Below are 14962 nucleotides of genomic sequence, written 5' to 3'. Positions count from 1 at the left end.
ATTCCTTTAGGAGGTGATCAAGAAATCGAGTTAATAAAGTTTGCGGGAACATGACAAGCGCTTGCCGTTTTGCCTTATGAAAGTAAATTTTGGAAAACTAAAAACAAAGGAGGAATATGAAATGAGAAAACATGTAAAACTTCTCAAAAAAGAAAAAGGGATGACATTAATTGAGCTATTGGCTGTTATTATCATCATTGCAATCATACTAGCTATTGCAATCCCGATTATCACAAATGTCATTGGCGATTCTAGAGACCGTGCTACTGTATCAGAGGCATTAAATATTATTTCAGCTGCCAAACTAAAATATGCACAAGATAAAGATAATACTTCTGGTTCAGCCTCTTATAAAGCCAGTGAGCTTGCAGGGTATATTGATATTGAACAAAATGATGATGATCAATTTACTGTTACATTTGACGGCAAAAATTGGAAAATTACTGGTCATCCTGCAAATCGTGTAAAGGGTGTTGGTAAATCTGCTACTGAAGGAAAATTACGCGCTTTCTTAAATAAAGAAAAAGAAAATAATTAAAAATCTTTTTCGTTTTAACTTGGAACATGTAAACATAATAATTTGCCTGTTACTTTTTATCAAAAACTGAAGTATTTCTCTTTGCAAAAATATTTTGGTCACAGGAGGGTTCGCCTATGCTCACTTTTCTTTCGGCTAAAAAAACAATCAACTTAGTCATCGATGATTATGCGCTTCGGATGGTGGATCATTCCGGCGGCGATTTATCAAATATTAAACATTTCAAAGAAAAGTCTATACCGAACGGCCTGCTAGAGCATGGGCGAATTCTTGATGAGATGGAGTTTTATCATTTTATGAAGGAGACCGTCAAAGAGTGGGGAATCAAAAGGCGGAATGTCCAGTTTTATGCGCCTGATTCCCTTGTCATTATGAGAAAGGTAAAGTTTCCTGCTCATTTAAAAGATAAAGAAATCAACGGCCACTTTATTATGGAATTAGGACATACACTTTATCTTCCATTTGACAATTCAATCTTTGATGTATCACCATTGCCTGGAAAAGCTGATACACAAGAACGGGAAGGGCTTCTTTTTGCTGTTCCAGAAGATGAAATGAGAAAATATACGGAGATTTTGATTGATACAGGACTAAAGCCTGTCGCTGCTGATATTCGTTCAATTGGCGTATATCGGTATTTCCAATATACATATATGACAAAAAATACAGATGAAGCATATTTATTTTTTGAGTTGAATTTAAACTCAATCATGATCAGTATTTTTTCGGAGAACCAGCCTGAATTTTTAAGATTTCAAGATTTAGATATTCAAATGAAGGATTGGACAAGCTACCAATACGATGATGATCTGCTCACCTGGACGTATCATGGAGATGAAGCGCAATTTTTAAGTTTAATTGATGATCAAATAATGGAATTGGAGCGGATGATGAATTTTTACCGCTACTCCATTCATAAAGGTCAGAAAGCTGTATCGAAAATTATGCTGTTAGGGGATTTTCCAAACTTAGATTTGATTAGAAAAAAAATAGAAGATCAATTTCAAATTCCCGTTACAATTTTAGATGCTTACCTTTCTCCTGAAAAAATGGATAAAGTTCCTCGTCATTTTATACCTGCTTTGGGGCTTGCCTTGAAAGGGGGAAGTTAAGTGATCCCTGAAATAAATTTATTGCCGAAATCCGAAAGACAAAGTTCGACGGTTTTGATTATTTTTATCTCTTTTCTTATTGTTTGGCTAATCTGTTTATCGATCATTGTTTATCAATATATTCATACGAAAAATGAGAAAGAACTGGCCGATACGAGAATTGAAAATTTAAAAATGGATAAGGAAGTTTTAGAAACTCAAGTAGAAAATCAAAAACATGGACAATCAGGCAGCTTAGAAGAAGCGGTCGCTAAAGCAGAGGAATTGACCGCACCTACCTCACATCTCATTGAAGAATTGCTGGAATTGCTGCCAAATCATAGCTATTTAAGCCATTATGAATATGAAAATAAACAATTGTCGATCCAAACCCAATTCGAATCATTGGATGTTGCCGCATCTTATGTTTCAAAGCTCGTCTCTTCCCCTCTTTTTACAAATGTAAGGATCAAAGAAATTAAAACCTTCACATTTGAAGAAGCTTCAGATGAACAAGTGGATGAAGAAATGTTCAAGGAGATTCCGAGATATGATGTGAATATTATTCTTGAGACTCATTCTTCGGCGTTAGAGGACGAAAACGGGGGTGAAGAAGATGAGTGATTTCCTCCAAGAAAGGAAAATCTTTTTTTATTGTTTAATCGTTTTACTGTTTTTGCTTATTGGCGTTGTGTATATGTATACGGTAAAGCCTTTGAAAGACGTTGTTGCGCTTGCACAGTTAGATGCCAATCAGCTTGAAGTGGAAATGAAGCAATTGGAAGCACAATTAAATAAAAGTAAAACGGATAAGGAAGAAAATACTGCTCAATTAGAGAAAAAAATGCCGTTAAGCCGCAATATGGACCAGCTGCTGCTTGATTTACAGGAAGCGGAATACGTCAGCGGCAGCCAAATCCAGAACATTTCCTTTAAGGATGAGCAAACGCTGTCTGAATCGGAATTATTATCGGAAAACAATAAAACAGATACGAACAATACGAACAAAAATAAGGAGCAAAATGAATCAGCCGAAATGGAGTCTGCAACTAATCAATCTGAAAATGAAAATACGGATGCTCCGTCTAATCAAAGCGAAAACCAATCAGCTTCGAACGAATCGACAGAGAAAGAAAAATATAAAAACGTGAAACTAATTACCTTCAATCTGTCGGTTGTTTCACCAGATTTCAAGCATTTTTTACAATTCCTACAAGAAATAGAAAAATTGGAGCGAATCACCCGAGTGGACGTCCTTTCATTCACGAAACCGGGGGAAAAGGAGCTTTTAGAGGACGAAACGAATCAAACCATTACGATGGAAATTCAATTAACTACCTTTTATTTTGATTCAGCAGATAAAAATCATTCATCAGAAACAAATAAGGAATCGCAAAATGGTAAAAACAGCCCTAAATACTAATGTACGAGGAGTTTGGCAATGGTTTTCGTTTACCTTTTTTTCTTTGCTATCGGAATCATTTTCGGGTCTTTTTTTAATGTTGTCGGTCTTCGCATCCCGAAAAAACGCTCAATCGTTCAGCCGAGGTCGCACTGCCCGCATTGTGGCCATTTCTTATCCTGGTATGAATTAATACCCATCTTTTCATACTTGCTTCAAAAAGGAAAATGCCGCAGCTGCCGTGTTCCGATTTCGGCTATTTACCCAGTGATGGAGCTGTTTACAGGTTTACTATTTGTTTTTAGTTTTTACAAAATTGGATTTAACGAGGAGCTTTTAGTAGCACTACCCTTTGTTTCACTCCTGATCATTATTACGGTGAGTGATTTATCTTACAAATTGATTCCGAATCGAATTTTAATCTTTTTCTTCGTTCTATTTGTTCTCCTGCGGACCTGGATTCCGCTTCATCCTTGGTATGATTCGATAATTGGAATGACTGTCGGTTTTATCCTTCTTTATATCATTGCCATTGTAAGCAATGGCGGAATGGGAGGCGGAGATATTAAACTATTTGCTGTTTTAGGATATGTTTTAGGTCTTAAAGGAGTGTTATTAGCTTTTTTCCTGTCTACCTTAATTGGTGCATTATTCGGTCTATTTGGCATCATCACGAAACAATTAAGCCGTAAATCGGCGATACCATTCGGACCTTTCATCAGTATTGGAGCCGTGCTTTCATATTTTTATGAAACGGAAATTTTCCATTGGTATATTCAGTTAATCATATAATGGACAAAAGAGAACAGGTCTGACTTTTCTTTTCTTTTGATATGAAGCCAAAGTATTTTTAACAGCTAGCCTAGCGAGCTAAACGGCCTTTTCAAAATCTTTACAATGGTGATAATGCCATCCATAACAACGATAAATGTTAATTAATAGGTTACACGCTCTCTTTTCTTGTTGAATATATAAACACTCAAAGCTTGCAGAAGGAATATATACGCTAAATATATGGCAATGGAAAATAATATGTTATATCCCTTATCAATTCCCGAAGACGGCAAATGGAAATAAGAAGAAATATCTAAATGATTAAATATAACGTAATCAAAAACAGCAAATTTACGCAGAAATGCAAAAACCGCAATTTTTGCAATCTCCACAACAAAAAGCATGGAAAAATAAACATATACTTTTTGAATAGAACAGCCAAAAACATAGATCATGTTACATAAAAAATTGCGGTATAGGACTTCGCAATAAGTAATAACAATGCATGATAAAAAATATCATGATGAAATCCATAAAGTATGATAACGATTATGCTAGTCGATAATACAATGATTCCGTTGCAAATAAATACGAACAAATAAGAAGCGTATATTTTATGTAAAATCATTTTACGGGTGCTTTTATTTTTTTCAAAAACTCCATCTTTCATGATTGAATTAGCAGAGCAAAAAATATAATATAGCAAGGCAATTAGGGCAATGATATCGACAGAGAAGCTTTGGAAAATCAATGACTCCGATTCTTCCGATAAAGCATCCTGTACAGACTTCATATTCTCATTGCTAAGTATGAAATATTGCAGTCCGCATCCTATCATGATTGCAGCAAGTATAACATAAATTGGTTTGTGATGAGAAAATTTCATTAACCATTTTCATATCCTCTCATATATTTTGCCAAGTTCCTCTGGAAAAACAGGCAATGATGAAGCGATCGACTTTTATAGTGAATTGAAATTAATGAATAAAACTAGAGCATTTATTACGATTAAAAACATACACAATAATAGCGCCTTTTTGGAATCGATGATATTTTTTTTAACAATGATGAATATATATATTACGTTTACAATAATCGTTATGAAAATTTTTGCGTATATATTCGTTGAAATATTGTAAACATACTCTTGATGAATAAAGTTTGTGATAATGATCGTAATGGAAAATGGCAAATATCCAATCATTAAATAAAAAAAGCTTGAAAATATTGATGGATATTTCTGCGGTTTAAATAATAGTATGATAAATCGATAGATAAAAGCTTGAAAGAAAAGAAAAACAATCGAAAAGATCATTATGACAAAATTTAGGAATACAAACATGATTTCTTTCGTTTTAAAAATGTTCATTTCATAGATTACACTGCCTTGATTCATGATCATGTATTGACTGATAAATTGTATGGATAATAAATACCAAAGCGTAAACAGTATTAATAATATTTTTTCATTTGCTTTTAATTTAACCATTTATGTCCCCCCAGAAATTCAAAAGCATAATATTCCACTATGGCTGCAACAAAGTAAACAGCTATCATTGTCAGCAATAACATACAAACAGCCTTTATATTTTCTTTGTTTATTTCTTTTTTTAACACAGTTTTATAAAAATCTTTCATTCTTTTCGAAGCGATGATACATATGATCCATCCTACTATTTCTATCGGCGTATGGAAAATTAAAGTCATGAAAGTTTTATATACGCCAAAGAGCTCTATGCTAAAATATATGTTTAACCCTAAAAAAATGAATTATATAAAATAATCGGATAAGATATGAAACTTGTTAGCAGAACTAACATAATGCCGATTGAGGCGTTATTGAAAAAAATATCAATAAAATTTAAATCGAGAGCTTCCCTTTTTAAATCGACTTCTAATAATGCGCCAAAGAAGAATCCTGCCAATAAAAAACCAAATATAAGCAGAGGAATTTTCATGAACTCTTCCCTTTTTATGACGAACTGACGATTCATCTATACTGCTCCTGTTCTAAACCTAAATACTGAAATATATTTTTTTTATAACTTTGAGTATTTACGTTTGTAATCTGCTTAATCGTTTTGCTATCTTCCATCACAATGCACTGCTTAGTGTACCTTTCGATATCATGAAAATTATGGGTAGTGATGATAATTGTGAAGTTAAACTTATTTTTTCTGAGCAGCTCTTTAAAATTCATTTCAGATTTATAATCTAAACCGTTAAATGGCTCATCAAATATTAAAATATCTGCATTGGACATAAATCCCATTAATATAATCAATTTTTGCTTTTGCCCTAAGGAAAGACCCTTTAACTTGTTCGGTAAAAATTCTTTAATATTCAATACTTCAAATTCGTTTAATAGTTCTTCAAGCTCTTCTTTATTTTCTGTGAAAATCAATTAACCATGGCTGAAGCGGTATACCCCACAATCAAATTGGATACCCTATTAACGACCAAAAAAAGGAAATAGGAAAGCAGAGCTACCTTATTTTTAGGTATCTCGTATATTTCTGAACCTTTTTGGTTATACTAATTTATTTACTGCTCTCGAAACGGTTCTTTTCGAGAAATGATGCAGTAAATGATGGTAAGCATTCGGTGCGCGATCGCAACGAGTGCTTTTTTCTTTCCCCTGCGTGCCGCCAATGACCAATATTTCGCTGCCAAACGTTGATTCCTACATCGAGACAAAGCCCAAGCCGCCTCACATAACGCCGATTTGATATGCGGATTCCCCTTCGTCGTTCGGGTACTTTTTCGTTTTCCAGCACTTTCATGATTTCCCGGCGCGACTCCCGCCCATGAAGCGAGGTGTTGAGACGTTGGAAATTGTCCCATATCGACTCCGATTTCAGCGATAATCACGGCAGCGGTTTCCTTCTTGATCCCCGGTATGGTCACAAGAAGCTCCATCTCTTGTTTGTATACTTGTAAGAGTTGGTCGATTCGTTCTTCGATGTCTCGAAGTAAACTTTCCAACGATTCGATGTGCTTCCACGATTGGCGAATCATGAACAGTTGATGGTTGGTCAATGTACCAAAGAGAGAATCCTGAATTTGTTGTTTTTTCCTCTTCATACTCCTGTGAATGCAAGCATCGACTTCGGTTTCTTCGATGTATCCCTGTTTCATTAAACGTTCCAGTAGCTTTCGCCCAGATACACCAAATACATCCGAAATCACGGAACTTAACTTGATATTGGAACATTCCAACACTTTTTGAATGCGGTTTTTCTCCGCGGTTAACTGCCCGATCCATTTTTTGCGCAAGCGAGTTAAATCCCGTAATTCTCGAATGTTCTCAGGAGGTACGAAACTCTTCTCGATCAATCCGTAACGCAACAATTTGGCGATCCATTCTGCATCGGAAACATCGGTTTTTCTCCCCGGTACATTTTTGATTCGCTGAGCGTTGGCAAGTGTAATGTCAAAGTAATCTTCCAAAATATTGAACACAGGTTTCCAGTAAACGCCCGTACTCTCCATCGCAATATGAGTGACACCACGATCTTCTAACCATTTCAGAAGACGAAACAAGTCTTTCGTGAAAGTAGGAAATGTTTCAACTTCCTTTTGAACGTGTTCTTCCTCTCCAAGAAGAGCACAAACGACAATTGTTTCGGCATGGACATCTAATCCTGCACAACGATGATAAAGAACATCCATGATTCTTACTCCTTCCATCGATAAATTCGCAAACAGGGAGTCCATTTGCACGTTAGGCATTTTTCTGTTCGTAGTCACCTTTTCACACGAAAAGGGCTGACAATGGGTGGAACACCAAATGGACTCAAACAGTTTTTATTACAGGGTCGAACCACCATTAAAGAGAACGTCTTTCAAAACTGTTTGCGTTCATATCCATTATGGGAAGGAATGATGGATTTTCATGCATGGGTGGGGAGTAAAATTACTCATGGATGTTTTTATTATGAATTCGTGAATGTAACTCGAGAAACTCTTGTGCTGTCAACTCATCAAAAACTAAATATTCAATATCCAAGTAAACGATTTTCTTATTACGATTTAGGCTCCTAACAGAAGCATTTTCCGTTTTGATTATATTCGACAATATTTGCACGGTTGTAGTTTTGCCCACGCCATTAGGCCCGACAATGGCTGTCACTTTATTTTCAGGTATTGAAAAAGATATATGATCTAAAATGTTTTTCTCCCCTATGCTATACGTTAAATTTTTAATTTCTAACATTTATTTTTTACCTCACTTATGTAATTCGTCAAAAAAGCTCTTCCTCCAATAATGCGCCAATATTGACACACAAAATAGTATGACGGAAACGAGCAGCAACATCGTTGTAGCTAAGCTGGAGCTCTTTATGCTGCTACTGTTTACAAGAATGCTAATAATGGCACTGGGAACAAACGCTATTAATAATACGTTGGATAAACCTTTTTTTGTGTGTATAAACAAATTAGGCAATTCACTTTTCTTCAATATTTTTCTCGTGATTAAAATGATTAGTTCATCTGCCTTAATGTCTAATATGTATACAAGCATCTGCAGGAAAGCATAAATATATTGCTGATTTAAAATGAGATAACAGAGGTGAAATAGTAAAACGGGCAATAATAAGAAGAAATTATTTAAGTTAATATTCATCATAAACTCAGATTGAATTTTTTTGTCTAAAGACTTTAAATAAACAAATAATAACCATAAGTTTCCATAGTTAAAAAATCAATAAATTTGATTTTTACAAAAAGAGATGAAATTAAATAGGACATGATTATCAGTGATTCTTCGATATTGCTGATAAAAACAAACAAGCTGGACGCGATCTGTATCAAAGTCAAAAATATGAAGGGTATAAAAAATAGTTTGAAATAATGGATTAATTGTTTTTCCTGGAAAATTCGTGTAGTAGCTTTAATATATCTTAATAAAAAATAGTTAGATATTAACAGAATTAATAGAAAAGCCACCCATAAAAATAATAAAACCTCGATTTTATTGCTTGCACTCGCGAAGCTAAAACCTGCTTTTTGCGATACTTCTTGAATGATTTGATAACTTAACAATATTACAAACATGAGACGAGCCATTTTTAAAATATTTAATATGTATTGAAATTCTGATATTTTAGCAAACAAAGAAAGATAAATGATGATACAGCTTAAAATCAATAAGATCAAAAAAAGTTGTTTATCTAAAAATGCATAATATATAAACTGTATCAGTATCCATGTATAAACGTTTTTAAAATTAGCAGTGATTACATAAAAAATAGACGGTATTAATCCATAAACTTTTTTAAATCCTTTTGGAACTTCAAATCTTAACAAAGTTATAATGATAAATAATTCCATTAAATATTTTGCGATTAAAATTTCCCATTTATAGTCATTTAAAATACGATGAATATGTACATTTTGAGAAGGGTCTAGTAAAAGAATAATCCCTAATAATAAAATATTTGACGCTGCATAAAAGTATATACCCGTGGTGCTAGATAAAATCTCGAGACATAAAAACAGCCCTTGCATGAGGATCTCCTTTAAAATGAAAGTGCGAACAAACATTCAAAAGGAGAAGTTCCATGCAAGAGCACTTTCATTTTACAATAAACCAAGCAAAAATTCAAAAGCAATATACCGCGATCTTATTCGTTGTATCAGCACAACTGTCTTGTATTCAGATGTATTTGCAACGTCGAAATCGTCATTTGTTGAAGCAAGAGGATGAGGTTATCATCGCCATTCACGTTCTTGGAAAATTGCTGGGTTTTACTTCGGAACGGGCTTGGCATCGATTTGTCATTGGAAACCTGTTCACCAAGGAAAAGTTCCTAGAGCGCTCTCGATACAACCGTCGATGCCGTTCTTTGCGTTGGGCGATCAAATGGATTCGTCACCAACTCGCCAAACGTGGACAACATCACGCTTATGCGGTAGTGGACAGCTTACCCATTGAACTCTGCCACCACGCACGAATGTATCGCGTCAAACGATTTCAAGGAATCGCAGATATTGGGTATTGTGCATCCAAAAAGATGGTTTACTATGGGTTTAAGCTTCATCTTCAGATTACCGACCAAGCGCTTCCGATGGGATATGTCCTGACCGAGGCATCCTGCCACGATCGGACAGCTGCGGAAACAGTGATGACTCAACTTCCTCATCCGTATACACTTGGCGACAAAGGATATGTGAGCCAAGCCCTGCAAAAGAAGCTGTACGATGAATACAAGATCGCTTTTTGGACGCCTGCCCGAAAAAATCAACGTGTGGTGCAATCAAAAGAATGGAAACAATGGATGAAACGAAAACGCAAAATCGTCGAAACCGCGTTCTCGGTTTTAGTGGATTCATTTCGGATCACGAAAATTCGCGCCAATTCGATCTCTGGATTTGAAACGGCGCTTGATGCCATTTTATTGGCCTATTCGCTCGTTGTTCTTGGGCTAGTTGAGCGTTGACGCTCAACTAGCACCATGGGTAAGTATATATAATATTTCGCCAGGTACTTAAATTCAGGTAAAATTTTTTCAAATTTTTCATACAAATTGCTTTGATATACTCTTAAAGCATTGATTGCAATAAGAAAAAAAATTCTTACATATGACATAGTCTGCACCTCATCAATAAAACCATAAAACGAAATTTAGAAACAATGTTCATTACGCGATGTTTATCTATTTTCTTAAATTTTTCCTAAAAAATAATGAAGCTGCTGAGCCATTGTATAGCTGAACTCATATTTAAACTCTCACTTTCTCTTCATCTGATCAATTAAATAATATTACCAAATATACCATTAATCAACCATATTTAGCGATTTATTAGAAATTCTCCCATTTTTTATGTTTCGATCGATATCGATAGTTTTGTTTGCCCCCATCGCTATACACTTTTCGGATCATACTAACGGCTTCAAAGCACTATGTTAAGCAACACAAAAAAATGTGCTCCTTATGCTCCCTTCGGTCCGCTACCGCACATTTTAATTGACAACCGCCATGCGTCACCTTCTTCCCTCTAGTGACCCGCCGAGCAATAAAAAAAGATACGAAAATCATCTCCCGTATCTTCTGTATCTCTAATTTTCTACACCCTATTAATCTCTCTTTATCACATAATTTTTTAAACCGATATGCCACTTGCCAATCACATCAAAAGCACCGTTTGCTACTTCGTCATTTTCGGAGATATAGACTAAATCTCCATCTTCTGCATCTCCCAAATTCAATTCCTTGTGGATCTGTTTCAGCAAACCACCATAACCGATTAATCGCTTATATGCCAAGGCGTTGTCTAACACCAAAACGGTTTCCACATTTTCATCCGTGACCTTATTCCCTTTAATGACATCCGTATCTTTGACTGGATACTTAGAAACTTCCAAAATAGCATTTTGTTCTCTGATAGCTTTTTTAAAATCTTTCTCGTATTCTTCTAAGTCTTTTTTATATCTTTTCCAAACCACCTCAAGCATCAAACAAACAGCAATGAAAGCAGCTAAAATAATCGTCGCTGTAGCAAAGGAAGTATGCTCTCTAATGTTGTACATTATCAATCCAAAAAACCACACGTTATAAAAAGTAAAACGTTTTTTCCTATCTTTAATTCAAACCCTTCTTAATTTTCGACTAATTCTAATTAAATCATATCCAAAGTATTCCAAAAAGACTTATATTTGTTTATAGTAGTAGTATATGGGCCCATATAATTCCAGGAAAGGATGTTTTTTGATTGAAAAAGAGTGTGAAAGTAAAGGAGATAATGCTATGATTGTGAAAAAGAAGAAATTTGGTTTTTTAGTGAAGATTATATTGGTTGCCCCACCTCTGTTAGGATCAACAAGTTTTTTGGGATTTAATAAATCAAGTAATGTTGCTCATGCAGCAGAAAAGAGAGTTGTAGTAGGGTCTTATACTTTATCCAAAGCTCAATAAAGAGTTGGCTAATAATATGAAAGCAATAAAAGGTAATAGTAATCTAAAAATTGTTATTTTAGCTATTGCTACTAAATGGGGTGGAGTTGCTGGATGGGCTTCTTGCATTAGCAACACAACTGAGTTCTAATTCTCTTTATAAAAAAGAAGTTATAAATGCTGCAAAAAAAGGAAAGAGATTAAAAATAACAATAACTGATTATAAAAATTACCATACATCCTATTCAGTACAAATATAATACACGATTGTAAAATAATTTAAAATGGGGCGAGATTATGAATAAAAACTCACTGATAGCATTTTTAAAAAGTTATATTAGCCTCGCGGCTATAATGTTATTGATTTATTTAATCTTAGGTCCATCTGAAAATGTATCTTTGATTTTTGTTATGGCATTAGGGCTACCAATAACGGCAATAATGGTCTTCACAGGATGGGACAAAAAGTTAAAAAAACATCTACCTTAGTAAGAAAAGCAGGCTCTAGGCCTGCTTTTCTTACTTGATTATGTAATTCTTTATGCCAGGATGCCAATAAGCCATAACCTCAAATGCAGCGTTTGCCACCTCATCATCTTCTTCCTCAATCTTAACCAGATCGCCGTCCTCTGCATCCCCGAGATTCATTTCCTTATGTATCTCCTTCAAAATGCCACCATATCCGATTAGTCGCCGAGCCGACAGCGCGTCGTCCAGATAGTAGACCGTATCCAAATTGTCTTCAGTCACCTTGTTGCCGCGGACAAGATCTGTATCCTTCACAGGGTACTTTGAAATTTCCAAAACAGCTTTTTGCTCCTCTATAGCCTCTCGCACTTCACTCTCGATCTGTTCAGCATCAATCTTGGTTTTCCCTTTGACCCGCTGTATATGTACAATCGGCGTGTAATCAAGTTTCATTGCCTTTTTCCAAAGGCTTGTCCAATCTTTTTGACTAATATATAACTTGCCTGTGAAATAACTTTTCTTTACTGGTAATAACACATGAAAATGTGGATGATATGTATGTTCTTCATGATTTTTCGTGATTTCTAAAGCTCGAAAATACCCAAGGACGGCTGCATCAAATCGCTTGTACTTCGTTAAACGATTAAACCCCTTCATCATATCGGAAATCGTTTGGCGAAGCTCTCCTCCCTCGACATTCCGAACTGTCAGTGTGAGAAATAACCAAGCACAATGATATCGCCGATTGGCTTCCTCAACAATCAATTTATTGTGATATGCAATTTTTAACGACCTGCGCCAGGCATGTCCATTTTTCATGGGCAATAAAAAAAACTTAGGAATCTCCCTAAGGTTCAGTGGATTATTGGAATTGGTTGTATAAATAAATATTTGGATGGAGCCTAGCGGGATCGAACCGCTGACCTCCTGCGTGCAAAGCAGGCGCTCTCCCAGCTGAGCTAAGGCCCCTTTAAATTCCCTGGTCGGGAAGACAGGATTCGAACCTGCGACCCCATGGTCCCAAACCATGTGCTCTACCAAGCTGAGCTACTTCCCGATATGGCGCGCCCGAGAGGAGTCGAACCCCTAACCTTTTGATCCGTAGTCAAACGCTCTATCCAATTGAGCTACGGGCGCCAATATGGTGCCGAGGACCGGACTTGAACCGGTACGGTAGTCACCTACCGCAGGATTTTAAGTCCTGTGCGTCTGCCAATTCCGCCACCCCGGCAGAGAAAAGCGGAAGACGGGATTCGAACCCGCGACCCCCACCTTGGCAAGGTGGTGTTCTACCACTGAACTACTTCCGCATATGATGCGGGTGGAGGGACTTGAACCCCCACGCCATAAAGGCGCTAGATCCTGATTCTAGTGCGTCTGCCAATTCCGCCACACCCGCGTCAAAATGGTGAGCCATGGAGGATTCGAACCTCCGACCCTCTGATTAAAAGTCAGATGCTCTACCGACTGAGCTAATGGCTCATAAAAAATTTTTTTCTCCTAATCCATTTTTCATTTGTCAGATGTCCCTTCCTCTGCCAGCTTCTCGAGGATGATAGATGCGTCGGGACAACTCGCCGCTTATTCGACGAGGCTTTGCTCGTTGCACTACCTGCTGAGCAATGGCTCATAATCAAAAATATTTTTTCAGCTGTCTCTTCTGTCTTAACTATTTGGAGGACGATCAATGACATCAGGGCAAAACAACCTGCCACAAATTTGATGAAGCATTGCTTGTATAACAACTGATTGAAAGACATATTCATAATAAAACAACTAAAATGATGCCGGCGAGAGGAATCGAACCCCCAACCTACTGATTACAAGTCAGTTGCTCTGCCAATTGAGCTACACCGGCATAATAACAACTTCAATACTCAGTTTTTGCCTTTGCTTAAATTGTTATTCCAATGAAAGTAAGCTTGCTTAAGAAGAATCTCAATGTAGTACGCTGAAGTATAATCAAAGAAGACAGAACATGCTCTCCAATTGAGCTGCACGAGCATGCAAGATGGTGGAGGATGACGGGATCGAACCGCCGACCCCTTGCTTGTAAGGCAAGTGCTCTCCCAGCTGAGCTAATCCTCCTAAAAACAATTAAATAAAGGCAGCCTGGCAGCGTCCTACTCTCACAAGGGACAAACCCTCACTACCATCGGCGCTGAAGAGCTTAACTTCCGTGTTCGGGATGGGAACGGGTGTGACCTCTTCGCCATTGCCACCAAGCAGCCTTTTCTGTTTTCCTTCCTGTTGTCAATGACATCGGAATGTCATTCTTTCAAAACTAGATAACGGTTCCTTCACGAATAGATGCTCTTTCTTGGTTAAGTCCTCGATCGATTAGTATCCGTCAGCTCCACGTGTCACCACGCTTCCACCTCGGACCTATCTACCTCGTCATCTTCAAGGGATCTTACTCGCGTTTAGCGATGGGAAATCTCATCTTGAGGGGGGCTTCACGCTTAGATGCTTTCAGCGCTTATCCCTTCCGCACATAGCTACCCAGCGATGCCCCTGGCGGGACAACTGGTACACCAGCGGTGCGTCCATCCCGGTCCTCTCGTACTAAGGACAGCTCCTCTCAAATTTCCTGCGCCCGCGACGGATAGGGACCGAACTGTCTCACGACGTTCTGAACCCAGCTCGCGTACCGCTTTAATGGGCGAACAGCCCAACCCTTGGGACCGACTACAGCCCCAGGATGCGATGAGCCGACATCGAGGTGCCAAACCTCCCCGTCGATGTGGACTCTTGGGGGAGATCAGCCTGTTATCCCCGGGGTAGCTTTTAT

The 14962-nt window shown here is 37.1% G+C and carries 14 protein-coding genes, 9 tRNA genes, 2 rRNA genes and 1 pseudogene (1 of these 26 cut by a window edge); 7 read left to right on the top strand and 19 right to left on the bottom strand.

Going from position 1 to position 14962, the window contains the following annotated elements:
• Nucleotides 1-121 precede the first annotated feature (121 nt).
• The 5 genes from NSS70_RS00590 to NSS70_RS00570 all read left to right on the top strand — a co-directional run bounded on the left by NSS70_RS00590 (nt 122) and on the right by NSS70_RS00570 (nt 3823).
• Nucleotides 122-538: a prepilin-type N-terminal cleavage/methylation domain-containing protein gene (locus NSS70_RS00590; RefSeq protein WP_340880764.1), complete on the top strand. Its 417-nt coding sequence runs from the start codon at nt 122-124 to the stop codon at nt 536-538.
• A gap of 116 nt (nt 539-654) precedes the next feature.
• A complete protein-coding gene (gene pilM / locus NSS70_RS00585) occupies nt 655-1650 on the top strand; it encodes a type IV pilus biogenesis protein PilM (RefSeq protein ID WP_340880762.1) in 996 nt (331 codons plus the stop codon).
• Complete coding sequence (locus tag NSS70_RS00580) at nt 1651-2253, top strand: PilN domain-containing protein (protein ID WP_340880761.1); 603 nt, start codon at nt 1651-1653, stop codon at nt 2251-2253.
• Entirely contained in the window at nt 2246-3052 is an 807-nt protein-coding gene (locus NSS70_RS00575) for a hypothetical protein (protein ID WP_340880760.1), read from the top strand. Before NSS70_RS00580 ends, NSS70_RS00575 begins: the two co-directional genes overlap by 8 nt.
• Nucleotides 3053-3070: 18 nt before the next feature.
• Nucleotides 3071-3823, top strand: coding sequence for a prepilin peptidase (locus NSS70_RS00570; RefSeq protein ID WP_340880759.1), 753 nt, complete (start codon nt 3071-3073; stop codon nt 3821-3823).
• A gap of 943 nt (nt 3824-4766) precedes the next feature.
• Here the strand turns inward: NSS70_RS00570 and NSS70_RS00565 are convergent.
• From NSS70_RS00565 to NSS70_RS00540, 6 genes are all read right to left on the bottom strand, one after another.
• The gene (locus NSS70_RS00565) at nt 4767-5294 is read right to left on the bottom strand and encodes a hypothetical protein (RefSeq protein WP_144597982.1); all 528 of its coding nucleotides are present in this window, start codon (nt 5292-5294) and stop codon (nt 4767-4769) included.
• Between the two features lie 268 nt (nt 5295-5562).
• Nucleotides 5563-5799 (bottom strand): hypothetical protein, encoded by a 237-nt coding sequence (locus tag NSS70_RS00560; RefSeq protein ID WP_066247873.1) that lies wholly within the window; start codon nt 5797-5799, stop codon nt 5563-5565.
• Nucleotides 5796-6209, bottom strand: coding sequence for an ATP-binding cassette domain-containing protein (locus NSS70_RS00555; RefSeq protein ID WP_340880757.1), 414 nt, complete (start codon nt 6207-6209; stop codon nt 5796-5798). Before NSS70_RS00555 ends, NSS70_RS00560 begins: the two co-directional genes overlap by 4 nt.
• Before the next feature lie 140 nt (nt 6210-6349).
• Nucleotides 6350-7477 carry an IS110 family transposase gene (locus NSS70_RS00550; RefSeq protein WP_339199994.1) on the bottom strand — a complete coding sequence of 376 codons (1128 nt, stop codon included), beginning with the start codon at nt 7475-7477 and terminating at the stop codon, nt 6350-6352.
• A 244-nt stretch (nt 7478-7721) separates the two neighbouring features.
• Complete coding sequence (locus tag NSS70_RS00545; protein WP_340880756.1) at nt 7722-8021, bottom strand: ATP-binding cassette domain-containing protein; 300 nt, start codon at nt 8019-8021, stop codon at nt 7722-7724.
• Between the two features lie 446 nt (nt 8022-8467).
• On the bottom strand, nt 8468-9316 hold the full coding sequence (locus NSS70_RS00540; protein ID WP_340880755.1) for a hypothetical protein: 849 nt from the start codon (nt 9314-9316) through the stop codon (nt 8468-8470).
• Nucleotides 9317-9369: 53 nt separating this feature from the next.
• Here NSS70_RS00540 and NSS70_RS00535 point away from each other — a divergent pair, with 53 nt between their 5' ends.
• A complete protein-coding gene (locus NSS70_RS00535) occupies nt 9370-10248 on the top strand; it encodes an IS982 family transposase (RefSeq protein WP_327848482.1) in 879 nt (292 codons plus the stop codon).
• A gap of 638 nt (nt 10249-10886) precedes the next feature.
• Here the strand turns inward: NSS70_RS00535 and NSS70_RS00530 are convergent.
• Nucleotides 10887-11237: pseudogene (locus tag NSS70_RS00530) on the bottom strand (protein rep); the annotation flags it as partial.
• Nucleotides 11238-11517: 280 nt separating this feature from the next.
• On the opposite strand from NSS70_RS00530, the gene NSS70_RS00525 reads away from it, so the two are divergent.
• Nucleotides 11518-11724, top strand: a complete 207-nt coding sequence (locus NSS70_RS00525; RefSeq protein ID WP_153028081.1) for a hypothetical protein — start codon at nt 11518-11520, stop codon at nt 11722-11724.
• Nucleotides 11725-12222: 498 nt separating this feature from the next.
• Here the strand turns inward: NSS70_RS00525 and NSS70_RS00520 are convergent, their stop codons facing one another.
• The 12 genes from NSS70_RS00520 to NSS70_RS00465 form a co-directional block, all read right to left on the bottom strand.
• Nucleotides 12223-12990 (bottom strand): protein rep, encoded by a 768-nt coding sequence (locus NSS70_RS00520; RefSeq protein WP_340880753.1) that lies wholly within the window; start codon nt 12988-12990, stop codon nt 12223-12225.
• Between the two features lie 77 nt (nt 12991-13067).
• Nucleotides 13068-13140, bottom strand: a tRNA-Ala gene (locus NSS70_RS00515).
• Nucleotides 13141-13151: 11 nt separating this feature from the next.
• Nucleotides 13152-13228: transfer RNA gene (locus NSS70_RS00510), tRNA-Pro, on the bottom strand.
• Nucleotides 13229-13231: 3 nt separating this feature from the next.
• Nucleotides 13232-13308: transfer RNA gene (locus NSS70_RS00505), tRNA-Arg, on the bottom strand.
• A 5-nt stretch (nt 13309-13313) separates the two neighbouring features.
• Nucleotides 13314-13402: transfer RNA gene (locus NSS70_RS00500), tRNA-Leu, on the bottom strand.
• Nucleotides 13403-13409: 7 nt separating this feature from the next.
• Nucleotides 13410-13481, bottom strand: a tRNA-Gly gene (locus tag NSS70_RS00495).
• Between the two features lie 6 nt (nt 13482-13487).
• Nucleotides 13488-13570 (bottom strand) — tRNA-Leu (locus NSS70_RS00490).
• 7 nt (nt 13571-13577) lie between these two features.
• Nucleotides 13578-13653: transfer RNA gene (locus NSS70_RS00485), tRNA-Lys, on the bottom strand.
• Nucleotides 13654-13956: 303 nt separating this feature from the next.
• Nucleotides 13957-14029, bottom strand: a tRNA-Thr gene (locus NSS70_RS00480).
• A 154-nt stretch (nt 14030-14183) separates the two neighbouring features.
• Nucleotides 14184-14259: transfer RNA gene (locus tag NSS70_RS00475), tRNA-Val, on the bottom strand.
• 22 nt (nt 14260-14281) lie between these two features.
• Nucleotides 14282-14397 (bottom strand): 5S ribosomal RNA (gene rrf / locus NSS70_RS00470).
• Between the two features lie 94 nt (nt 14398-14491).
• A 23S ribosomal RNA gene (locus NSS70_RS00465) occupies nt 14492-14962 on the bottom strand (it continues 2462 nt past the right edge of the window).

This window comes from Aeribacillus sp. FSL K6-2848, from assembly GCF_038004325.1.
Lineage (GTDB): Bacteria > Bacillota > Bacilli > Bacillales > Aeribacillaceae > Aeribacillus > Aeribacillus composti.
The sequence above is the reverse complement of the archived record's forward strand: the minus strand, read 5'-3'. Positions and strand labels throughout refer to the sequence as shown.

Bases quoted from the DNA above. Each gene is read 5' to 3' on its own strand.
- NSS70_RS00590 (WP_340880764.1), top strand. From the start codon at position 122: ATGAGAAAACATGTAAAACTTCTCAAAAAAGAAAAAGGGATGACATTA.
- pilM (WP_340880762.1), top strand. From the start codon at position 655: ATGCTCACTTTTCTTTCGGCTAAAAAAACAATCAACTTAGTCATCGAT.
- NSS70_RS00575 (WP_340880760.1), top strand. From the start codon at position 2,246: ATGAGTGATTTCCTCCAAGAAAGGAAAATCTTTTTTTATTGTTTAATC.
- NSS70_RS00570 (WP_340880759.1), top strand. From the start codon at position 3,071: ATGGTTTTCGTTTACCTTTTTTTCTTTGCTATCGGAATCATTTTCGGG.
- NSS70_RS00565 (WP_144597982.1), bottom strand. From the start codon at position 5,294: ATGGTTAAATTAAAAGCAAATGAAAAAATATTATTAATACTGTTTACG.
- NSS70_RS00560 (WP_066247873.1), bottom strand. From the start codon at position 5,799: ATGAATCGTCAGTTCGTCATAAAAAGGGAAGAGTTCATGAAAATTCCT.
- NSS70_RS00550 (WP_339199994.1), bottom strand. From the start codon at position 7,477: ATGGATGTTCTTTATCATCGTTGTGCAGGATTAGATGTCCATGCCGAA.
- NSS70_RS00545 (WP_340880756.1), bottom strand. From the start codon at position 8,021: ATGTTAGAAATTAAAAATTTAACGTATAGCATAGGGGAGAAAAACATT.
- NSS70_RS00540 (WP_340880755.1), bottom strand. From the start codon at position 9,316: ATGCAAGGGCTGTTTTTATGTCTCGAGATTTTATCTAGCACCACGGGT.
- NSS70_RS00535 (WP_327848482.1), top strand. From the start codon at position 9,370: ATGCAAGAGCACTTTCATTTTACAATAAACCAAGCAAAAATTCAAAAG.
- NSS70_RS00520 (WP_340880753.1), bottom strand. From the start codon at position 12,990: ATGAAAAATGGACATGCCTGGCGCAGGTCGTTAAAAATTGCATATCAC.